This window comes from Arthrobacter sp. B0316-1-20 (assembly GCF_059091865.1).
The window spans coordinates 332,924-354,135 of record NZ_JBNHHC010000006.1 but is presented as its reverse complement, the minus strand read 5'-3'; the positions used below and the strand labels follow the sequence as shown (position 1 = coordinate 354,135).

The 21,212-nt window shown below is 69.2% G+C and carries 21 protein-coding genes; 9 read left to right on the top strand and 12 right to left on the bottom strand.

Features of this window, described 5'->3' with window-relative positions; translation table 11 throughout:
* Both AC5RW2_RS13025 and rarD read left to right on the top strand, forming a co-directional pair.
* A complete protein-coding gene (locus tag AC5RW2_RS13025) occupies positions 1–993 on the top strand; it encodes a DUF6177 family protein (RefSeq protein ID WP_494074059.1) in 993 nt (330 codons plus the stop codon).
* A gap of 71 nt (positions 994–1,064) precedes the next feature.
* Positions 1,065–2,084: an EamA family transporter RarD gene (gene rarD / locus AC5RW2_RS13020; protein ID WP_494074077.1), complete on the top strand. Its 1,020-nt coding sequence runs from the start codon at positions 1,065–1,067 to the stop codon at positions 2,082–2,084.
* 16 nt (positions 2,085–2,100) lie between these two features.
* Here rarD and AC5RW2_RS13015 read toward each other — a convergent pair whose 3' ends face one another.
* The 8 genes from AC5RW2_RS13015 to AC5RW2_RS12980 all read right to left on the bottom strand — a co-directional run bounded on the left by AC5RW2_RS13015 (position 2,101) and on the right by AC5RW2_RS12980 (position 10,292).
* Positions 2,101–2,568, bottom strand: coding sequence for an SRPBCC domain-containing protein (locus AC5RW2_RS13015; RefSeq protein WP_494074058.1), 468 nt, complete (start codon positions 2,566–2,568; stop codon positions 2,101–2,103).
* Between the two features lie 76 nt (positions 2,569–2,644).
* Positions 2,645–3,838 (bottom strand): ABC transporter permease, encoded by a 1,194-nt coding sequence (locus tag AC5RW2_RS13010; protein WP_494074057.1) that lies wholly within the window; start codon positions 3,836–3,838, stop codon positions 2,645–2,647.
* On the bottom strand, positions 3,835–4,548 hold the full coding sequence (locus AC5RW2_RS13005) for an ABC transporter ATP-binding protein (RefSeq protein WP_494074056.1): 714 nt from the start codon (positions 4,546–4,548) through the stop codon (positions 3,835–3,837). Before AC5RW2_RS13005 ends, AC5RW2_RS13010 begins: the two co-directional genes overlap by 4 nt.
* A complete protein-coding gene (locus AC5RW2_RS13000; RefSeq protein WP_494074055.1) occupies positions 4,545–5,594 on the bottom strand; it encodes an efflux RND transporter periplasmic adaptor subunit in 1,050 nt (349 codons plus the stop codon). Before AC5RW2_RS13000 ends, AC5RW2_RS13005 begins: the two co-directional genes overlap by 4 nt.
* 245 nt (positions 5,595–5,839) lie before the next feature.
* Positions 5,840–6,703, bottom strand: coding sequence for a universal stress protein (locus AC5RW2_RS12995; protein WP_494074054.1), 864 nt, complete (start codon positions 6,701–6,703; stop codon positions 5,840–5,842).
* Positions 6,704–6,933: 230 nt separating this feature from the next.
* A complete protein-coding gene (gene gabT / locus AC5RW2_RS12990) occupies positions 6,934–8,316 on the bottom strand; it encodes a 4-aminobutyrate--2-oxoglutarate transaminase (RefSeq protein WP_494074053.1) in 1,383 nt (460 codons plus the stop codon).
* A 270-nt stretch (positions 8,317–8,586) separates the two neighbouring features.
* Positions 8,587–8,724 (bottom strand): methionine/alanine import family NSS transporter small subunit, encoded by a 138-nt coding sequence (locus AC5RW2_RS12985; RefSeq protein WP_494000583.1) that lies wholly within the window; start codon positions 8,722–8,724, stop codon positions 8,587–8,589.
* Positions 8,721–10,292: a sodium-dependent transporter gene (locus AC5RW2_RS12980; protein ID WP_494022429.1), complete on the bottom strand. Its 1,572-nt coding sequence runs from the start codon at positions 10,290–10,292 to the stop codon at positions 8,721–8,723. Before AC5RW2_RS12980 ends, AC5RW2_RS12985 begins: the two co-directional genes overlap by 4 nt.
* A 219-nt stretch (positions 10,293–10,511) precedes the next feature.
* Here AC5RW2_RS12980 and AC5RW2_RS12975 point away from each other — a divergent pair, with 219 nt between their 5' ends.
* The 3 genes from AC5RW2_RS12975 (at position 10,512) to AC5RW2_RS12965 (ending at position 13,172) form a co-directional block, all read left to right on the top strand.
* A complete protein-coding gene (locus AC5RW2_RS12975; protein WP_494074052.1) occupies positions 10,512–11,948 on the top strand; it encodes a PucR family transcriptional regulator in 1,437 nt (478 codons plus the stop codon).
* A gap of 47 nt (positions 11,949–11,995) precedes the next feature.
* Positions 11,996–12,619: a putative glycolipid-binding domain-containing protein gene (locus AC5RW2_RS12970; protein ID WP_494074051.1), complete on the top strand. Its 624-nt coding sequence runs from the start codon at positions 11,996–11,998 to the stop codon at positions 12,617–12,619.
* 118 nt (positions 12,620–12,737) lie between these two features.
* On the top strand, positions 12,738–13,172 hold the full coding sequence (locus AC5RW2_RS12965; RefSeq protein WP_494049502.1) for a hypothetical protein: 435 nt from the start codon (positions 12,738–12,740) through the stop codon (positions 13,170–13,172).
* Positions 13,173–13,185: 13 nt separating this feature from the next.
* Here AC5RW2_RS12965 and AC5RW2_RS12960 read toward each other — a convergent pair whose 3' ends face one another.
* The 4 genes from AC5RW2_RS12960 to AC5RW2_RS12945 are packed head-to-tail and all read right to left on the bottom strand — an operon-like array spanning position 13,186 to position 17,095.
* On the bottom strand, positions 13,186–13,824 hold the full coding sequence (locus AC5RW2_RS12960) for a LysE family translocator (RefSeq protein ID WP_494074050.1): 639 nt from the start codon (positions 13,822–13,824) through the stop codon (positions 13,186–13,188).
* 59 nt (positions 13,825–13,883) lie between these two features.
* Entirely contained in the window at positions 13,884–14,984 is a 1,101-nt protein-coding gene (locus AC5RW2_RS12955) for a polyprenyl synthetase family protein (RefSeq protein ID WP_494074049.1), read from the bottom strand.
* Positions 14,985–14,993: 9 nt separating this feature from the next.
* Positions 14,994–16,331, bottom strand: a complete 1,338-nt coding sequence (locus AC5RW2_RS12950; protein WP_494000590.1) for a geranylgeranyl reductase family protein — start codon at positions 16,329–16,331, stop codon at positions 14,994–14,996.
* A 2-nt stretch (positions 16,332–16,333) separates the two neighbouring features.
* Positions 16,334–17,095, bottom strand: a complete 762-nt coding sequence (locus AC5RW2_RS12945; protein WP_494074048.1) for a demethylmenaquinone methyltransferase — start codon at positions 17,093–17,095, stop codon at positions 16,334–16,336.
* A gap of 244 nt (positions 17,096–17,339) precedes the next feature.
* Between AC5RW2_RS12945 and AC5RW2_RS12940 the strand changes: the two genes are divergently transcribed.
* The 4 genes from AC5RW2_RS12940 to AC5RW2_RS12925 all read left to right on the top strand — a co-directional run bounded on the left by AC5RW2_RS12940 (position 17,340) and on the right by AC5RW2_RS12925 (position 21,188).
* Positions 17,340–18,587: an isochorismate synthase gene (locus AC5RW2_RS12940; RefSeq protein ID WP_494023279.1), complete on the top strand. Its 1,248-nt coding sequence runs from the start codon at positions 17,340–17,342 to the stop codon at positions 18,585–18,587.
* Between the two features lie 158 nt (positions 18,588–18,745).
* Positions 18,746–19,564: a basic amino acid ABC transporter substrate-binding protein gene (locus AC5RW2_RS12935; protein WP_494022424.1), complete on the top strand. Its 819-nt coding sequence runs from the start codon at positions 18,746–18,748 to the stop codon at positions 19,562–19,564.
* A 78-nt stretch (positions 19,565–19,642) separates the two neighbouring features.
* Complete coding sequence (locus AC5RW2_RS12930) at positions 19,643–20,428, top strand: amino acid ABC transporter permease (protein WP_494000593.1); 786 nt, start codon at positions 19,643–19,645, stop codon at positions 20,426–20,428.
* Between the two features lie 4 nt (positions 20,429–20,432).
* On the top strand, positions 20,433–21,188 hold the full coding sequence (locus AC5RW2_RS12925) for an amino acid ABC transporter ATP-binding protein (protein WP_494000594.1): 756 nt from the start codon (positions 20,433–20,435) through the stop codon (positions 21,186–21,188).
* The last annotated feature ends 24 nt before the right edge of the window (positions 21,189–21,212 follow it).

Genomic DNA, 21,212 nt, shown 5'->3' with positions numbered 1-21,212 from the left:
ATGCACGCCTCCGCCTTCGATTTCCACACCGAACGAACCGCCGTCGTCTTCCAGGACAAGCCGCTGGCGTTCCTCTCCCCCGCCCTCACCCGCGCCTATGTGGCCGCGCGCGCATCGGAGCGCCAGTTCGTGGTGATGACGCCCAGCACCGGCAAGCTGACGCTGCCGCTGTACCAACTGCTGCAGCGCGAGGGCTGCATCTGGATGGCCAGCGCCGCGGACGGCACGTTCTACAACGGCTTCACCGGCCAGCAGTACCGCTGGGGCGGGGACGTCTTCGCCGCCGAGGAACAGTTGGCATCGGACTACCTCCAGGCACCGGCCGGATCCGACGGCGTGATCCAGGCCCGCGGCGAGATCCTGCATCCCGCCAGTGCATCCACCCGCATCGGTGACTTCACCGCCGCGCTGTTCACCGAGTTGACCGGCGCCGCGCCGGTGGGCTGGGGCATCCACGAGCCGGTCAGCGAACCGTGGGACGTTGCCGAACTCACCGACTACTGCTTCCGCCTCGCGCCGATGACCGGCAACATCGTCGTGGTCGGCCGTCCCCGCCCCGGCACGGAGGTGCCGTCCATCGGCGTGCTCACCGTGACGCGCTCGTCGACGGGTGTGCACGAGTCGGTGGAGCTGTTCTGCGAATCGGTGGACCCGCTCAGCGACGACGAGCTGGCCTCCTTCGGTTCGGCCATGCACCGCGCCCACGCCCGCACCGCGCTGGCCGGGCACACCATGCTGCTGGACCGGTTGGCCTTTCCCGCGCGCTTCACCGGCGTCAGCGTCCCCGCCTGCTCGTTCTTCGGGCCGGAGGCGCTGGCGCAGTTCGGCCCGCAGCAGGCCCTGGCCGCCGCCGGCGAGCGCGCGCGGCTGGTGGGCGTCCCGCCGCTGCAGTCGCTCGCCGTCACGTACCACCGCGATCCCTCCGGGGGCCGCCAGCATCCGCTCGACGAATTCAGCGACCTGGTGGGAAAGCTGGCCGGCGGGAAGTTCTGACGGCCGCGGCCGCGCGGGGGTACGGTGGGTGGAATAGAAACCACCGACCGGAGGTTGTCGCCAGCGTGTCCATGAACGACGGCGGTGCCACCTCGGAGCCCTCTTCCCCCGCCCGCGTGGCCGGGAGCCCCGATGGTGGCGCCAGCGCTGCGTCCCGCGGGGGGCGGGACACCGAGACCCGGGCCGGCATGGCCTACGGCCTCTCGGCCTACGGCCTCTGGGGCATCCTCCCCCTGTACTTCACCGCGCTGATACCCGCCGGCCCGCTGGAGATCGTCGCCAACCGGATTGTCTGGTCGCTGCTGTTCTGCTTCCTGCTGATCACGGCGCTGCGCGGCTGGCGCACCTTCGGCGCCGCGCTGGGCAACAGGCGCACCTTCGGGACGTTGTCCCTGGCCGCGGGCCTCATCGCGGTCAACTGGTTGACCTACGTGTTCGCGGTGCTGAACGGACACGCCATCGAGGCCGCGCTGGGATACTTCATCAATCCGCTGGTCTCCGTCCTGCTGGGGGTCATCCTGCTGAAGGAACGGCTGCGCCCGGCGCAGTGGGCCGCCATGGGCGTTGCCTTCGCCGCCGTGCTGGTGCTTGCCTTCGGGTACGGCAATGTTCCGTGGATTGCCCTGATCCTGGCGCTCAGCTTCGGGTTCTACGGCCTGGTCAAGAAGAACATCGGCGGCCGCGTCGACGCCGTCACCAGCCTGAGCGTGGAAACGCTGGTGCTGACCCCGGTCTCCGTGGCCGTCATGCTCATCCTGATGGCCGGCGGCCAGGCAACCCTGCTCTCCGAAGGCGGCGGCCACTTCTGGCTGATGGCCGCCAGCGGCCTGATCACCGCTCTGCCCCTGCTGTTCTTCGGCGCCGCCGCCCGCCGGCTGCCGCTGAGCACCGTCGGCATGCTGCAGTACCTGGCCCCGCTCCTGCAGTTCATCATCGCCCTCGTCTTCCTGCACGAGCCCATGCCCTTGGAACGCTGGATCGGCTTCGGCCTGGTCTGGCTCTCCCTGGCCATCCTGACCACGGACATGGCCGTGGCCCTGAAGCGGGCGCCCAAGGCCGGCGGGGAGCCGGCGGCCGCCCAGGCACCCTAGCGGGGTGCCTGGGCGGCTAGAGGCCGGACAGCCCGTCGTGCGTTGACCAGAAGTCGGACATGGGTCGGGGCCGGCCCAGGGTGAGCGCTTCCAAGTAGAGAAGATGCGCGTGCCAACCGGGCAGGTAATCGACCGCTTCGCTCCCCAGCCCGTCGTGGGCCAGGTCCAGGGTGGTCGTACTGCCGACCGGGGTGAGGGTGATCCGCACCTGCGAAGGCGGCTCGTCCGGAAAGTCCCACGTCATGTGCAGCAGTTTTTCCGGTTCACATTCCAGAATCCGGCTGGTACAGCAATAGTTTTCCGCGTGCTGGATGGTCACCACATCCCCGCCGACGAACCGCCCGGAAGTTAACTTCCCCAGCCAATGAGGCAAGGCTTCCGGGTCTGTCAGCCCCCACCAAAGGCGGGCCGCGGGCACCGGCAGGGACCACCTGTGGGACACGTGTCCCTTCGCCGCGTGAACGGCACGACTTAGGAGAGGCATACCCGGAGGCTAACGCACCCTCGGGCACTTCGGGCTCTGCCGCTTCGGTCCGGCCCGCCGGGCAGGCCGCCCCGCACTAGTATCGGATCGCGTCGATCACCTTGACCCGCACGGCCACCACCGCCGGGATCAGGCCGGCCAGTGCGCCGACGGCCGTCGCGGCGCCGATGCCCAGCAGCGCCGCTTCCACCGGGAACGGCGGCAGTTCGCTGATGCCCTGGGCGATCAGGTCCTGGATCCACGGGCTCTTCACCACGGCGACGGCGAGCATCACCCCCGCCACGCCGGCCACGAACGTCGCGACCACCGATTCGAGCATGACGCCGAAGAAGATCCGGCCGGAGGTCGCCCCGAAGCTGCGCCGGATGCCGATTTCCCGCACCCGGTACCTGACCGTCACCATCGAAATGTTCAGCAGTCCCACGGCGCCCAGCAGCAGCACCAGGCCGGCGATGCCGCCTACCGCCCACTGGATGCCCTCGAACGGGTCGCCCCAGGCGGCGTAGTCGCTGCGGTACACATTCGCCTGGGCATCGGGGAACTGGGCCTGGAGGTCACCGGCGATCGCCGCGCTCAGGCCCGGCTCGAGCTCGACCGGGAGCCACATTTCCAGCACGGGAGGAGGACCTGCCTCCCCGCCGAGGCCCCAACGCTCGTATTGGTTGGTGAGCATCATGGCCCGGGCCATGGCTTCCTGGTGGAAGTCCGGCATCACTCCCACCACGGTGGCCGCGATCGGCCGCTGCTGGAAGATCTGCACCACGGGGTTCAGCGCCAGGTCCGGTGCACCCAGCTGCCGGTGGAATGCTTCGTTGATGATCATCGCCGGCGCAAGCGCCGCGGCGTCGGCTTCCGTGAACCAGCGGCCGGTGACCAGGTTGACCCGCCGCATCTCGCCGTAGCTGCGGTCCACCACCGTGGTCTCGGCCGTCATGACGCCGTGGGGGAACTGGAACGGAACCTGGGCGAAGGCCCGGCGGCTCGCGTATTCCACGCCGTAGCGTTCCACGAGCCCCTCGAAGGCGGCCTGCAGGACCGCCGGTTCTTTGGTTCCTGTCGGCAGGTGGACCTCAGCCGTCACGGTCGCTGCGCGGCCTCCGGATTGTTCCTGCCCCTGCACGATGCCTTCCCTGGCCATGTTGCCGAGCCCGACGACGGTGGTCAGGGCCGCGACGGACAGCGCCACGCCGATCAAGGCCAGCAGGACCCGGGTCTTGTGGATGCGCAGCTCGGCCCATGCCTCGACCAGGAGGGCAACGGCGCCGGTCATGCCGCCTGCTCCGAAGCGTGCAGAATCCCGTCGCCCAGCCGATAGTGCCGCTGGGCCAGGACCGCCACGTTTGCATCGTGCGTGATGGTCACCAGGGCCGCACCCGACTCCCGAACCACCTCGTCCAGCAGGGCCATCACGTTTTGCCCGGTTTCGATGTCCAGGGCGCCGGTAGGCTCATCGGCAAGAATCAGCCTGGGCGAGCGCACCAGCGCCCGCGCGATGGCGATCCGCTGCTGCTCACCGCCGGAGAGCTTGTGCGGTTTCTCCCCCAGCCGGTCGCCCAGGCCGACCCGATCGAGCATTTCGGCGGCCAGCCGCTCGCGCCGCCAGAATTGCCGGCCGCGGGCATAGAGCAGCGGGGTCATGACGTTTTCCAGTGCTGTACGGCCCGGCAGAAGGTTGAACTGCTGGAAGATGAATCCCACGCGGGCACCGCGGGCCATGGCGCGCTGCTTTTCCCCGAGGGACGAAACCGCCCGCCCCTCGAAAAACATCTCGCCGGTGCTCGGCACATCCAGCAGGCCCAGGATGTTCAGCAGGGTGGACTTTCCCGACCCGGACCGGCCGACTATCGACACGTGCTCGCCGGTACCGATGCTCAGCTCGATGCCCTGCAGGATGTGCAGCGGGCCGCGGTCCGGGATGTGCACGCTCCGCGTCACGCCCTGCAACTCCAGCAGCGGGGCCCCCGCCGCCGCAGCGCTCATCCGCCCACCATGCCGAAATCGCCTTCCATCCCGGGCATCATCTGGTCCCCCGGCGCGCCGGGAATGAACTGCAGGACCAGGTCGCCCTCGTCCAGCCCGTCGACGATCTCCACCTGCATCCCGTCGGTCAGTCCCAGGGCGACCGGGCGCTCAACCGGCGCCCCGCCGTCGTCCTCCACCACCCACACCAGGCCGGTGTCCACCGATCCGCGGACCGCCGTGGTGGGCACCACGATCACGTTCTCGGCGGTTCCGGCCGTGATATCGATCGTCGCGCCCAGCCCGGGGAAAACCCTGACATCGGCCGGTACGGCGCAGTTGACAGTGCCCGTCGCCGCGGGGGCCGCCGGCCCGAACGGATCCCCGGGCTGCTCCGGTACCGGTCCCGGGGCGTCGGCTGCCGGGCTCTCCCCGACCGTCACGGCCTTGCACTCGAAGGGAGCCGGACCGCCCATGACGGTCACGGTGGCGGAACTGGGGCGGTCGAGCAGCCGGAACTGCTGCTCGGCGGTCAGTGTCCCGGTCACCGAAAAGGTGCCCGGGGAAATGACGGCTGCTTCGGCACCGACCGAGACCTGCTGGTCCACCAGCACGGACAGGCCGGTCAGCTTGCCGGCGGCCGGGGCCACCACGTTCACGAAGGTATACGCCGGGGCAGCCGGTGGTGCCGGTTCGTCCTCCGGATCCGGTTCGAGCGAAACCTGCTGCACGGCGTCGGGTTCCACCGGCTTCTGCACCTGGAACAGCGCATCACCCTTGGCCACGTTCGCGCCGGCCTCTACGAAGAGGTGGTTCACCGTGCCTTCCGCCGTGCTGCGCACGGTCACGGCCGGGTCGCCGGCAACCGATCCCTCGAGCTGGACCACGTTGATCACCGTGCCCACGGCCGCGGGTACGCTGGGCGTGACCAGGCGGGCCGAAGGCTGCTGGTCGACCGCCTCCGCGCGCATGCCATCCACGAAGGCGAGCTTGAAGAGCGCGGCAGCTATGACGGCGAAAATCGCCAGCCAAACCACCGGCAGAACGTAGCGGCGCACAGCACTCATGCAGGATCCCCCTCGTCGACGTGCGCCTGAGGCGCGTCACGGCGGGAAGCTGACACGTGACGTGAGACAAACACCCGCTTGTGACGGAGGTTACCAGTGCCGGATGGCGGCGGGCGGCCAAGACACGGCCGCTGCCGGCGGCCAGGGCGGAGACCGGAACCGCCCGGCGCCGCAACAGTCACGGCAGCGGCCTGCCGGCGGCCTGGTCCGGAGCCGCCGGCCGATCCCCCGCGTTCCCCGACCCCTTAGTCCCGCACCCCGTTCACTTCCTGCGGAACCACCACCATGGGCACCGGCAGCGAACGCAGGACCTTGTATGCCGTGGCACCGAGGAACAGGCGGTTGTGCTGGGCGAGCCGGCTGGATCCCATGACCACCAGTTCGCCGTCGTCCCAGTCCAGCGAATCGATGGCCTCTTCGATGTTGCGCCCATGGGCCACGGTCACCGTGGCGTTGCCGGGAGGCAGTTCGGTGGCGGCCTGGGCCAGCACGGAGTTCGCGTGCAGGTGGGCGCTGTGGATAGCCTCGCCGCTGTCCGGCGCTTCACGGGTGTCCAGGGAGACCAGGGAAACCAGGCGCAGCTGCAGGCCGCGGCGCGAGGCCGCGTTCAGGGCAACGTCCCGGGCGGCCTGCGCGCCCTGCCGCTCGCCGATGAACGCGGTCAGCCGGGTCAGCGGCTCTGTCCGCTGGTACCCGCGGGGCGCCAACGCCACCGGAATCGGCGAGGCGTGCAGGAGGGCATTTGCCACGCTGCCCACCGTGAAGCGTTTGAACAGGCTGTTGCTGCTGGCGCCGATGACAATCAACCTGGCGCCGGCTTCCTCGCCCGCCGCGATCAGCCCTTCGGCGAACGATTCGGCGGACCGTACCTTGAATTCGGCGTTGACGTCTGCCGGGACCAGCTTCAGGGCCTCGCGGCGGGCGGTGAGGACTTCCTGCTCGCTGGCGCTGACGCGGCTGCCTTCGGGGTTCAACGCCACGTAGGGGGCGCTGTCTGCCACCACATAGACGATATCCAGCCCCGTCCCCTGCGTTCGGGCGATTGCCACGGCCAATGCCACGGCGTCGGCTCCCCGCTCGTCCGGCTGGTATCCCACCACATAACGCATGCAAACTACCCCTGTCCCTGTCCGTGGAGCAGCGGATGCGACGGTGCCGGCAACATCCGCACCCCGTGACGCGATGATGGTTCCGACTCTAACCCGAGACCGCCGGCGGCAACAGGCCGGGAGCAGGACGGGGCGGGCGGCCGGAGCGGCCTCCAGAACGGCCGCGGGCGGCCGCCGGAAACCCTCGCTGGCGAGGGATCCGGCAGCCGCCCGTTCGGACGCTGCCCGTACTAGGCCGCCGCCACCTTGCGGATGGCTGCTTCCAGCACGTCCAGGGCGTCGGCCAGCAGTTCGTCGCCGATCACCAGCGGCGGGAGCAGGCGCACCACGTTGCCGTAGGTGCCGCAGGTGAGGATGATGACGCCTTCCTGCAGGCAGGCGGCCGCGATTTCCTTGGTGGCCTCGGCGTTCGGTTCCTTGGTGGTCTGGCCGGTGCCCGGCTTGACGAACTCCATCGCCAGCATGGCGCCGCGGCCGCGCAGGTCGCCGATGATGTCGACTTCCTCGGCCAGCTTCCGCAGCCGGCCCATGACCTGCTCTTCGATGTGGCGGGCCCGGGCGTTGAGGTCCTGGGTCTGCATGGTGTCGATGGCAGCCAGCGCGGCGGCGCAAGCCACCGGGTTGCCGCCGTAGGTACCGCCCAGTCCGCCCGGGTGCACGGCGTCCATCAGCTCGGCGCGGCCGGTAATGGCGGACAGCGGCATGCCTCCGGCGATGCCCTTGGCCATCGTGATGATGTCGGGCACCACGCCGTCGTGCTCGGAAGCGAACCAGGCACCGGTGCGCGCGAAACCGGACTGGACCTCGTCCGCGATGAACACCACGCCGTTGTCCTTGGCCCACTGGGCCAGCGCGGGGAGGAAGCCCTCGGCCGGGACAATGAAGCCGCCCTCGCCCTGGATCGGCTCGATCAGGATTGCGGCCACGTTCTCGGCGCCGATCTGCTTCTCGATCATCGTGATGGCGCGGCGTGCCGCGTCCTCGCCCTTGATGTCGGCTTCCTCGCGGTACGGGTAGCTCATCGGCACCCGGTAGATCTCCGGCGCGAAGGGGCCGAAGCTGCCGACGGGGCTGGACTTGTACGGGGTCGCCTTGGCGGTCAGGCCCATCGTCAGGTTGGTGCGGCCGTGGTAGGCGTGGTCAAAGGCGACGACGGCGGTGCGGCCGGTGGCAATGCGGGCCACCTTCACGGCGTTCTCCACGGCTTCCGCCCCGGAGTTGAACAGGACGGAACGCTTTTCGTGGTCGCCCGGGGTCAGCTCGGCCAGTTTTTCGGCGACGGCGATGTAGCCCTCGTAGGGGCTGACCATGAAGCAGGTGTGGGTGAACTTGGCGACCTGCTCCTGCACCGCGGCGACGACGGCGGGGTCGGAGGCGCCGACGCTGGTCACGGCGATGCCGGAGCCCAGGTCGATGAACGAGTTGCCGTCCACGTCGGTGATGATGCCGCCGTCGGCGTCGGCCACGTAGACCGGAACGCCGGAGGCGACGCCGCCGGCAACCACGGCGCTGCGGCGGGCGGCCAGTTCGGCGGACTTCGGGCCGGGGAAGCCGGCCGAGACGTCGCGCTTCTGCTCCAGCCGGAACTGGGGCTGGGTCGTCTGAGTGGTCATGATGTGCCTTTCACGTTGAGGGTGGGAATGCAGCGGACAGCCCGGAGGATCCGCACACTCGCATCGCAGCGGCAGCTTCGCGGGGGACCGGCGGACAGGCCGGGCCACGGGACGCCGCGCTCTACAGCGAGATTACGGTTCCCGGCCCGCAGCTGCCTATGGCGGCCCGCACAGCGAATGTGCAATGGTGCCGTGCAGATGGCCAGAGGCAGCGACGGCGGCGCCCGCCGGCACGGAGGCCGCAGGACGCCGCCGCGGCGGGCCGTCGGGTTAGAGTTCCGGTGCGCGGTCCGCCGGCAGGGCACCCTCGTCTTCGGGGTGGCGGCTGAGGTTGACCAAGGCCAGCGCCAGGCCTCCCCAGACCGTCAGGATGGAAATGATCAGCATGACAATTGCTGCGGTACTCACGGCTGTGTCTCCTTCAGGGTGTGGGCATCCAGCTCCGGGTCGTTGGCCGCCGACTTCTTGCTCCAGGGAATCAGCGACAGGATGAAGCCGGCCACGATCAGGGACCCCGCCATGCCCCAGCCGAAGACGTTCACGAACCAGTCGGGCATGGGCGGGTCGCCGTAGCCTTCCTGGATCCTCTTGATCAGTTCGCTGATCAGGATGTAGCCCAGCACGATCGGCGAGACGATGCCGACCATGATCCGCCACCCCAGGCCCAGCTTGATGGACGAGACCTCGCTGACGTGTCCGCCCAGCAGCGGCAGTTTGCGGAATCCGTAGGTCACCAGCAGCACGGTCGCCAGGGCGCAGGCCATGATGCCGAAGCTGTTGACGAAGGCGTCGGTGACATCCAGCAGGTTCAGGCCGGTGGTGGTCGGGAACAGCAGGATGGAAATCAACGCCAGCGGGATGCCGACGCACCACGTGGTCTTGACCCGGCTCATGCCGAGCTTGTCTTGGACCGCGGAGATGATGACTTCGATGATGCTGATCAGCGAGGTGAATCCGGCGAACACCAGCGAGCCGAAGAAGAGCACGCCGAGCAGTCCGCCCAGCGGGGCCTCCGAAATGATGGTCGGGAACGCGACGAACGCCAGCCCGATCCCGCCGGCGGCAACGTCGCCGACCTCGGCGCCGGCGCTGAAGGCCATGAAGCCGACCGCCGCGAAGACGCCGATGCCGGCCAGGATCTCAAAGCCGGAGTTCGCGAAGCCCACCACGAACCCGGATCCGGTCAGGTCCGTCCGGTGCTTGAGGTAGGACGCGTAGGTGACCATGATGCCGAAGGCAACGGACAGCGAGAAGAAGATCTGGCCGTAGGCCGCGGCCCACACCGTCGTGTTGGTGAGCGCACCCCAGTCGGGAGTGAAGAGCGCGTTCAGCCCGTCGGCCGCACCGGGCAGGAACAGGGACTGGACCACCAGGAGCAGGAACATGACCAGCAGCAGCGGCAGGAACACGATGTTCGCCCGCCCAATGCCCTTTTGGACGCCCGCGGCCAGCACCAGCAGCACCACCGCCCAGACAACTACCAGCGGGATGAGGACCGTGGGCACGAAGTCGAAACCGATGTTCACGTCCTTGCTCACCTGGAGGAACGATTCCATGAAGAATCCGGCGGGGTCGTCCCCCCACTCCTCGGTGACGGAGTAGATCATGTACATCGCCGCCCAGGCGATGATGACGGCGTAGTAGACGCAGATGACGAAGCAGATGGCCACCTGCCACCACCCCAGCCCTTCGGCGCCGCGCGCCAGCCGGCGGTAGGCCAGCGGGGCGGAGCCACGGTGGCGGTGTCCGACGGCGTAGTCCAGGAACAGCAGCGGGATGCCCGCGGTCAACAGCGCCACCAGGTAGGGAATGATGAAGGCGCCGCCGCCGTTTTCGTAGGCAACGTACGGGAAGCGCCAGATGTTGCCCAGGCCGACGGCGGAGCCGATCGCCGCGAGGATGAAGACCTTGCGGGTGGACCACATCTCGCGCTTGGGCTTGGCGCCCAACGCTGCCTGCGGGGTACGGGTACTCATGAAGGGACCTCACGGTGTAGGGCTGGCAGTGGTGTGACGCGTGTGACGCCGCGGACCATCCTAGCGCCGTGGGGCGGCTGCCCCGAAAACCGGCACGGCCCCTGGCGCGACGCGAGAGCGCGCACGGCTCGATGCCCGCTCCGGCCGCCCGGCGGCCGCTCCGCGGCAGCTATTGGGCGAATAGTGCACCTGCACAACGGCGGCTCGTATAGTGAAGGCATGGCTGTCACTCTCGCCAAACTCTTGGCCTCCCCCGCGCTGCACCTGAAGCTGGTCGGTACCGCGCAGGGCGACCCGGACGCGCCGATCACCTGGGTGGCTTCGACCGAGCTCGAGGACCCGTTGCCCTTCCTGACCGGCGGCGAAGTGGTGCTGACCACCGGCCTTCGCCAGAAGACCGCGGCCGCGCAGCGCCGGTTCGTGGAGCGGGTGCACGAGGCCGGCGCGGTCGGCATGGGCTTCGCGCTCGGGCTGACGCACCGCCGGGTTCCGGCGGGCGTGCTCGCCGCCGCGAACCAGCTGGAGCTTCCGGTCTTCGAAGTTCCCTACGAGACACCCTTCGTGGCGATCAGCAAGATGGTCGCCGACGCCATTTCCGCCGACCATTACAACCGCCTGGAGCACCTCCTCAAGGACCACCAGGCGCTGGCCGCCTCGCTGTTGGGCGGCGGCGGCCTCCCCGCGCTCCTGCGCACCCTGTCGGCGATGGTGGGCACCGACGTCGTGCTCTCCCAATACGGGACCCGGCTGTACGGGACCGGCGGCGGCGAGGAAAACGGCTGGCATGAGCTTCCCATCGCCACCGGCCTGAAGGACCGCTGCACGCTGGCCCTGGGCAAGCCGTACGAGCGCAACGCCATCGTGGACTACGCGCAGAGCCTGATCAGCCTGGAACTGAGCAACCAGGCGCACCGCCGCGCGGCCGACCGCAGTTCCGTGGGCCAGGTGTTGCTGGACGTGGTGCGCGGGGTGCTGCAGGGCGGTGACGCGTCCCTGCGGCTGAGCAACGTGGGGATCGACGCCGGACGGCGCCAGCTGGTGGTCATGGTGCAGGTGGCCGCCGCCCAGCGCCGCGCGCTGCCCACGCTGCCGCTGCCCGCCGCGTTCGACGGCGTGGTCACCGGCCTGGTCGACGAGCGGCTGGTGCTGGTGGTGCAGGGCGCCGAATCGGGCGAGGCGCTGGGCCGGGAGCTGAGTGCGTACCTGCAGAACGCGGGCTTGGCCGCCACGGTCGGGGTGGGCGGCAGCTATGCGCAGGCGAACGGGCTGCGCTGGAGCTACTTCGAGGCCAAGGAAGCGGTGGGCCGGGGCGAGCGGCTGAACGTGCCGCAGCGGCTGTCCCTGACCTCCCTGCTGCTGGCGTCGGAAGACGTGCCGCTGGCCGATCTTGCGGCCGAGGCACTCGACCCGCTGGCGGAGTTCGACGCGGCCCACGACGCGGCGCTGCTGCCCACGCTGCAGGCCTATCTGGAGCTCAACGGCTCGGTGGCGGCCGTGGCCGAGGAGCTGGGCCTGCACCGGAACTCCGTGCGCTACCGGCTGTCCCAGATCGTGGAGCTGACCGGTTACGATCCCGCCCTCACCGCGGACCGGGTGCACCTGTGGCTTGCCCTGACGGTGCGGCGGCTGGGTTCGGTGTCCCGGACGAAGGGCTAGCCGGCCGGTCCCTTGCCAATACCCGGTGCAGACACGAGGCTGGGGGCATGGGACACGAGACGCACGAAAGCCGGACGGTCACCTGGCTGGGAAGCGACGATCCGCAGCGCGCCGACACGGCGACCCTGAACCTGGAACCGGAGCGCCTGAGCGCCCACGGCGCCTCCCGCACCGCAGGCTACGCCGCCAGCTGGTCCCTCACGACCACCGGCAACTGGTTCACCGAAAGCCTCACGGTTTCCGTCCACGGGCGGGGCTGGAGCCGGCATCTGGTGCTGGACCGCGCGCCCGACGGCAGGTGGAGCGCCGCGACCAGGGTGTCCGGGGACAGCGACCTGCCGGAACCGGGGATCGCCGATCCGGACTCCCTGGTCGGGGCGGTGGACTGCGACCTGGGTTTGTGCCCGGCCACCAACACGATGCCGATCCTGCGGCTGGGCCTGGTTCACGACGCCGAGGCCGCCGCGGAACTGACGGTCGCGTGGGTGGAGATGCCGAGCCTGCGCGTGCTCGGCCAACAGCAGATCTACAGCGGCTCCCGCGCCTACAACGACCGCACGGGCACCGCCGCGGTCACCTACACCTCCGGGGACTTCAGCGCCGAGATCGTGGTGGATTCGGACGGCATCGTCATCGACTACCCCGGCCTGGCTACCCGCCGCCGCGACTGACGACGGGCCGTCCGAGGGCACCGGCGGGCCGTGTGTGCCGCCGTCGCCGTCCAGCGCAGTCGGTGCCGCCGCATAGGATGGGACCAAGCCCTCCAATCAACCGTTCCAGGGAGAAACCATGCCCGAAATGTTCGTGGACAAATTCCGTGCCCTCGTGCCCAAGTACCTGGACCGGAAGTGGACCGAGGACGACGGCCTCTCCTACGACGAACTCGAAGGGCTGCTGGGCGCCCACAAGTTCCAGGTCCCGCAGGCGCTGGTGGAGTTCTACCACGCGCTCGGGGGCTGCGAAGACCTGATGGAGGCGCACGACTTCTTCTTCGACCCGGACGAACTGGAGATCGAAGGCGGCTACCTGCTGTTCCTGGACGAGATGGACGAAGAAGCGAACTGGGGTTTCAAGACCGAACACCTGGATGTGCCGGACCCCATCGTCTGGATCCGCACGAACGGCCCGAAGCCGCAGTGGCAGAGCGAGGAGGCGACCTTCAGCGAGTTCGTCTTCGAGATGTTTGAGTGGGTCTTCGGCGACGACGACGACGAGGAAGACTGAGCCACCGGCCGGTTCAGCGGCTCTCGGCCGCCAGGGCGACGCCGAAACCGACCAGCACGATGCCCGTGATCCGGTCGATGGAACGCGTCACGGCCGGAGTGCGCAGCCACTTCCGGGCCGCATGCGTGCCCCAGATGATGGCCGAGAAGAACACCAGCCCCTCCAGGTTGTGCACCAGGGCCAGCAGAATGCCCATCAGCGCCGGGGAGACGCCCGGCGGGATGAACTGCGGGATCATCGCCACATAGAAGACGCCGACCTTCGGGTTCAACAGGTTCGTCCCGACGCCGGTGAGCCACGCCCTGACGTACGACGCCGGAGCGGCCGGGGCGCCGGGGTCTGCGAGGCGCGTGGCAGGTTTTCGGAACGACCTCCACAGCATCCGGGTGCCCAGCCAGGCCATGTAAGCGGCGCCGGCCACCTTCAGCACCGTGAACGCCGTTTCCGAGGCGGCCAACAGGGCCGACGCCCCGACCGCGGCCGCGATGCCCCAGGCCAAGGCTCCGGTGTTGATGCCCAACGCCGTCGCGTACGCCCTGCCCCGGCCTTGGCTGACGGCTGAGCGCAGCACCAAAGCGGTATCCATCCCGGGAACCAGCGTCAGCAGGCCGGCCACCAGGGCGAAGGACAACAGTGCTTGTTCTACGGTCACCCGTTAGTCCCCGAAGGACGGCGCCGGCAGGGTTGGCATGGTCACGGTGGGCCCGTCGGTCAGACCTCGCGGTCCACGACGGCCTCGGCGAAGGCCGTCAGCGCGGCCTTGACCGTGCTCTCGGGCAGCGGGGCAAGGGAGGCCTTGGCTGCGTCGGCCCATTCGCCCGCGATGGCCCAGGCCTGGGCGGTGACCGGATGCCCGCGCAGCGCGGAGACGGCGTCGGCCAGGGCCTGGTCCGACGTCAGGTCCGCGTCCACCAGTTCCAGCACGGCGGCGGCGGACGCGTCGCCGTCGGCCGCGGCCTGGCGCAGCAGCAGGACCGGCAGGGTGGGGACGCCCTCACGCAGGTCGGTGCCCGGGGTCTTGCCGGACTTGGCCTTGAGGCCGGTCACGTCGATCACGTCGTCGGCCAGCTGGAACGCCACGCCCACCTTCTCGCCGTATTCCAGCATCACGTTCACGGCCTGCTCGCCGGCTCCGGAGAACATGGCGCCGAGCTGGCCGGACGTGGCGATCAGCGAGGCGGTCTTGTCCGCGATCACTGAGAGGTAGTGTTCCACCGGATCCTCGTCCTCGCGCGGGCCGACGGTCTCGTGCAGCTGTCCCAGGCAGAGCCGCTCGAAGGTGCGCGCCTGGATGCCGACTGCTTCGGGCCCCAGCTGGGACACCAGCAGCGAGGCGCGGGCGAAGATCAGGTCGCCGGCGAGGATGGCCACCTGGTTGCCCCACACTTCGTGCGCGGTCGGGGCCCCCCGGCGGTACGGCGCGGAATCCATCACGTCGTCGTGGTAGAGCGTGGCCAGGTGCGTCAGTTCAACGACGACGGCGGCCTGCACCACGTCGGGAACGGAGCCGTTGCCCAGCTGCGCGGCCAGGATGGTCAGCAGCGGACGGATCCGCTTCCCGCCGGCTTCCACGAGATGGCGGCTGGTGGCGTCGGCGAACGGGTCGGAGTGTGCGATAGCCGCGCGCAACTGCTTCTCCACGCGCGCCAGGGCGGTGGAAACCGCGGGACCGAGCTCGGCGTCCTGGGCCACCGGGGCGAAGCCGTCCGGCAGGTTCAGGCTGGTGGCAAGGGCGGCAGTCGCGGTATCCAGCTCCGGCGACTGCGGCGGGTTCTGGCCGGCGGGAGTCCAACTCGGTTTGGCGTCAGTCACTGTTCAACACTAACTAATCGTGGGGGCGGTATGGCCGGCCGGTTTGTGGCCGCCGGCCTGGTTCGATGCCGGCGGCGTCAGTTGCTCCAGCAGATGAATAACTCTATCCTCAAATCCCTTGCCGCCCGAGTCGGTCAAATTGGCCAGCATCCGCACCACGAAGCGCATCAACGGCGGGACCGGCATTCCGGTCCGCAGGGCCAGTTTCATGATGGCCGGTTTGCCGATCAGCTGGGCGAAAATCCGGCCCAGCGTGAAGTGGCTGCCCCAGTGCCCTCGGATGATGTCCGGGTAGCGGGCCATCGCGGCGTCGAAGCCGGCCATGCTGAGCAGCTGCCCGCCGGTCCCGGACAAGCGGCCGTGCGCGTCGGCGATCAGCTCGGCCGCGTAGCGGGCGGACTCCATGGCGTAGGAGATGCCCTCTCCGTTAAACGGGCTGACCATGCCGCCGGCGTCGCCGAGCAGCAGCAGGCCGGGGCTGTAGTGCGGCGTCCGGTTGAACCCCATCGGCAGGGCCGCCCCGCGGACCTGTCCCACCTGGTTTTCCTCGGTGAAGCCCCACTCCGCCGGCATGCCGGCGGTCCACTCGCGGAGCACCTGCCGGTAGTCCAGCTTGCCGAAGGACTTGGACGAGTTGAGGATGCCCAGGCCCACGTTGGATGTGCCGTCGCCGACGCCGAAGACCCAGCCGTAGCCGGGCAGCGGGTTGCCGGCCGCGTCGGGGAGTTCCAGCCATCCCTCCATCCAGTCGTCGTCGTGCCGGGGCGAGGTGAAGTAGGTACGGACGGCCACGCCCAGCGGCCGGTCGTCGCGCTTCTCGATGCCCAGGCTCAGGGCGGTGCGGGTGGAGTTGCCGTCGGCGGCCAGCACCACGTCGGCGAAGAAGTCCTTGGTCTCCCCGGTCTTGCGTCCGCGCCCGTCCAGCACGTTGGCGCGGACCCCGGTGACCCGTCCGGCCTCGTCCCGGAGGGCGGTGGAAACGGAGTGGCGTTCCAGCACGACGGCGCCGGCGGCCGCCGCGTGACGGGCCAGTTGCTCGTCGAAGCCCATCCGGGTGCGGATCAGGCCGTAGTCCGGGAAGTCGCTCAGTTCCGGCCAGGGCAGCTCAAGCTGCCGGCCGCCGGCGATCAGCCGCAGCCCCCGGTTCCGGCGCCAGCCGGCGGATTCCTCGTGCGGCAGCCCCAGCAGCTGGACTTCGCGCACGGCGCGGGGCGTCAGGCCGTCGCCGCAAACCTTTTCGCGCGGGAAGGCCGTCTTTTCCAGCACGGTCACGTCCACGCCGGCGCGGGCGAGGTAGTACGCGGCCGTGGAACCGGCCGGCCCCGCCCCAACAATGAGAACTGACATGGCTACAGGGTGTGCCTGCTGCTCTGGCGCCGCAGCGCGGCCTGGGCCCGGGCGTTGGCCGCCTCGTCGCGGCCGGGCTTGACGGCCCGGTGCACGGTGACGATGCCGCCGGACAGGTTGCGGTAGGCCACGTCCTGCCAGCCTTCGCCGGTGATCCACTCGCCCAGCTGGTCCTGGTTGGGCCAGGCGCGAATGGACTCGGCCAGGTAGACGTAGGAGTCGGGGTTGGACGAAATCTTGGACGCGATCGCCGGCAGCGCGCGCATCAGGTACTCGGTGTAGACGGTGCGCCAGACCGGGAGGATGGGGTGCGAGAACTCGGCGATCACCAGCCGGCCGCCGGGCTTGGCCACGCGCAGCATTTCGCGCAGCGCCAGTTTCGGATCGCTGACGTTGCGCAGGCCGAAGGAGATGGTCACGGCGTCGAAGGAGTTGTCCGCGAAGGGCAGATTGGTCGCGTCCCCGGCCACGAAGTCGATGTCGGGGCGGCGGCGCTTGCCGACGCGCAGCATGCCCAGGGAGAAGTCACACGCGACCACGTGGATGCCGGCATCGGCATAGGGTTCGCTGGAGGTGCCCGTCCCGGCGGCCAGATCCAGGACCTTCTGGCCACGTTCGGCGTCCACCGCGTCCACCACGATCCGGCGCCACCGGCGGGTCTGGCCCATCGACAGCACATCGTTAACCAGGTCGTACTTCGGCGCCACGTCATCGAACATGGCGGCTACTTCATCCGGGCGCTTCTCCAGCGATGCACGATTCACTGGGCCATTGTCTCAAAGACCGGCGGCCGCCCGCGAACCCGGGCTTCGCGGGCGGTGGCGTTTGCCGGGCAGAGTAGGCTTAATGACCATGACCTCCCCCCTGTCCCCCTCGTCCGGCCTGCCCGGAACCGGGCCTGCCGCAGCGGCCGGCCGCACGGAACCGGAGGCCGCTGCCCGGTTGCCCCGCGGGACCCTGCGCGGCATCACGGTCGAGTGGCCCGCGGTGCCCGACACCCAAGGGCTCATGGAGTATCTGGTGCGCGACGACGTGCTCTGCTGGGTGCGGCGCGAGGGCGGGCTCGCCGGCTTCGGCGAGATCGCGCGGTTCACGGCCAGCGGGCCGGATCGCTTCCGGCAGGCGGCCGCATGGTGGCGTGGGATCCAGGCCACCGCCGACATCGACAACCGGGTGGGCGGCCCGGGAACCGGGCCGGTCGCCTTCGGCTCCTTCGCGTTCTCCTACACCTCGACCCACAGCTCCCGCCTGGTGGTGCCGGAGGTGCTGGTGGGCCTGGATGGCGACCGCGCCTGGCTCACCTATCTGACGTACGACGCCGATGCACACCTCAGCGCCGAGACGGCCGAGGCCGTGCTCGCGGGCTGGCTGGAAGAAATCTCGGTAGAGCGCAGCCCCGATCCCGCCGACTCCCTCGTTCCGGGACAGGTCTCGGAGCAGGCGTACATGGATGCCGTCGCGGCCGGGGTCAAGCGCATCCAGGCCGGGAACCTGAGCAAGCTCGTCGTGGCCCGGGACGTGGTGGCCAATCTCGCCGCGCCCATCGCCACCGCCCAGGTGCTGCGCGAACTCGCGGCGCGGTACAAGGACTGCTGGACGTACTCGGTGGACGGGTTGATCGGCTCCACGCCGGAGATGCTGATCAAGGTGGAGAATAACGTGGCGCGCGCCCGCGTGCTGGCCGGCACGCTCGACCGCTCCCGGGCCCACGGCCACGCCGGCGAATCGGACACCGACTACGCCCAGCGCGTGCTCGCCGGCTCCGAGAAGCAGCTGCACGAGCACCGGATCGCCATCGACTCGCTCACCCGCAAACTCGAGCCCTTCACCACCGCGATGAGTTCGCACAGCGAGCCGTTCGTGCTGGAGCTGCCCAACGTATGGCACCTGGCGTCCGACGTCTCGGCCGAGCTGGCGCACGACGGCGGGCAGCCGCCGTCGTCGTTGGAACTGGCCGAAGCTGTGCACCCCACCGCGGCCGTGTGCGGCACCCCCACCGAGGTCGCCGGCGCCCTGATCCGCGAACTGGAGCAGATGGACCGCGGGCCGTACGCCGGCCCGGTGGGCTGGACCGACGGCGCCGGCAACGGTGAATGGGGCATCGCGCTGCGCGGCGCCGTGGTGGAGGGTCCCCAGCGGGTCCGGCTTTATGCCGGCTGCGGCATCGTGGACGGCTCCGATCCGGAGGCCGAGCTGGCGGAGACCTGGGCCAAGTTCCGCCCGATGATCGAGGCGCTCGGTTTGCGCCGCAGATAACTATTCACCGACAATCGGCACGGCCGGGGGCGAACCGGCCTCCCGCCGACTACGCTGTTTTCCAATAGGCAATGGCTGTAGCCTGTGGTGCATATCACCTGTTGCGGGCATTCCCGTTACACTTAAGCCGGATTTCCAACGAGACAAAGGTAGTAACTATGCGCAAAAACGCATCCAAGGCGGTCCAGGGGTTCTCCCTTCTGGCCGTGGCGGCACTCGCTTTGACCGCGTGCGGTGGTTCGGACGACGCCGGCGGCAACGGCGGCACGGGCACTGCCGGCGCGGGATCCGAGCTGGCCCTCGTCCAGCCTGGCACGCTGACCGTCTGCTCCGACATCCCCTACCCCCCGTTTGAGTTCGAAGAGGGCGGCAAGTACACGGGCTTCGACATCGACCTGATTACGGAGATCTCTTCGGAGATGGGCCTTGAGGTGGCCATCCAGGACGTCGGTTTCGACGCCCTGCAGTCGGGCGTCACCCTGGCCGCCGGGCAGTGCGACCTCGGCGCCAGCGCGATGACCATCACGGAGGACCGCAAGAAGAACATCGCCTTCTCCGACCCCTACTACGACTCGCTGCAGTCGCTGCTGGTCCCGAAGGACTCCGACATCAAGGCCGTGGGCGATCTCTCCGGCAAGAAGGTGGGCGTCCAGCAGGGCACCACCGGCGAGGCCTACACCCGGGAGAACGCCCCGGAGGACGCCGAAGTCGTCGCCTTCCCGTCCGATGCCGAGATGTACCAGGCCATCCAGGCCGGCCAGGTCGATGCCTTGCTGCAGGACCTGCCGGTGAACATCGGCCACACCGAGGACGGCAAGTTCACCATCGTCGAGGAGTACAAGACCGACGAGTCCTACGGCTTCGCGGCGAAGAAGGAAGGGTCCGAGGCCCTGGTCTCGGCCGTCAACGATGCCCTCTCGACGCTGCGCGACAACGGCAAGTACCAGGAAATCTACGACAAGTACTTCACCGAGTAGCAAGCCCTCCGGCCCCCGTTCCCGTGCGTGAAGCAGCGGGAACGGGGGCCGCCGACTTACAGCTGGAAGGCATCACCAGTGAAACCTTCGACCCGCCGCCGACTTTTCCGCGGGGTCCTTTACGCCATCTTCATCGCCGCCGTCGCCGCCGTCGCCCTGGTGGCCGATTGGGAGGCCATCCGCACGAGCTTCCTGAACCCGGAAGTCCTGGGTGAGCAGTTCCCCACCATCATCGTCACGGCGGCCAAGAACACGGTCGTCTACACCCTGATCGCCTTCGTCGGCGGCTTGCTTTTCGGTCTCCTTTTGGCGCTCATGAAGCTCTCGCCCGTGGCGCCCTACCGGTGGGTGGCGACCGCCTACATCGAGCTGTTCCGCGGCCTGCCTGCCCTGCTGGTGATCTTCGGCTTCGCCTTCGCGGTCCCGATCGCGTTCCAGTGGCGTCCGCCGGGAGGCAGCACCGGGGCCGGGCTGATCGGTTTGATCGTCGTCTCCGCCGCCTACATTGCCGAGACGCTCCGCGCCGGCATCGAGGCCGTCCCCGCCGGCCAGCGGGAGGCGGCCCGCTCGCTGGGCATGAACCCGAGCTGGACCATGGTCTCCGTGGTGCTGCCGCAGGCGGTGCGCATCGTCACGCCGCCGCTGACCAATGAGCTGGTCATCCTGATCAAGGACACCTCGCTGCTCTTCATCGCCGGCATGGCCCTGGGCAATCGGGAACTCACGACTTTTGCCCGCGACGGCGTCTCCCAATTCGCCAATGCCACACCCCTGGTCGCCGCGGCGCTCATGTACCTGATCATCACCTTGCCGCTCACCCAGCTGGTCGCCTGGCTGGAGAAGCGCAACAACAGGAGCCGGTAACCCCATGACTGAAGAATCGCTGCGCCACGACAGGCCGGCCATCGAGGTCAAGGACCTCTGCAAGAACTTCGGCAACAACGAGGTCCTCAAGGGCATCGACTTCCATGTGAACCAGGGCGAAGTGGTCTGCGTGATCGGGCCCTCGGGCTCCGGCAAGTCCACCTTGCTGCGCTGCGTGAACCGGCTCGAGGAGCCCACCAGCGGCACCGTCCTGGTGGAAGGCGTGGACATCACCGACCCGGAAACGGACTTGGACCGGGTCCGGACCCGGATCGGCATGGTGTTCCAGCAGTTCAACCTGTTCCCGCACCTGAACGTCCTGGACAACCTCACCCTGGCCCAGCGCCGGGCCAAGAAGCGCGGCAAGGCCGAAGCCATGGAAGTCGCCCGCAAGAACCTGGAGAAGGTGGGGCTGGCAAACCGCGAGAACGCCTACCCCGCCCAGCTCTCCGGCGGGCAGCAGCAGCGGGTGGCCATCGCGCGCGCGCTGTCCATGAACCCGGACATGATGCTCTTCGACGAGCCCACCTCGGCGCTGGACCCAGAACTGGTGGGCGACGTGCTGGAGGTCATGCGCAAGCTGGCCGACGAGGGCATGACCATGATGGTGGTCACGCACGAGATGGGCTTCGCCCGCGAGGTGGGTGACCGCGTGGTCTTCATGGACGGCGGCGTGGTGGTGGAGCAGGGCAAGCCCGAGGACGTGCTGGCCAACCCGCAGCACGAACGCACCAAGGCGTTCCTCTCGAAGGTCCTCTGAGCAGGCTTACCAGCACACCGGGCA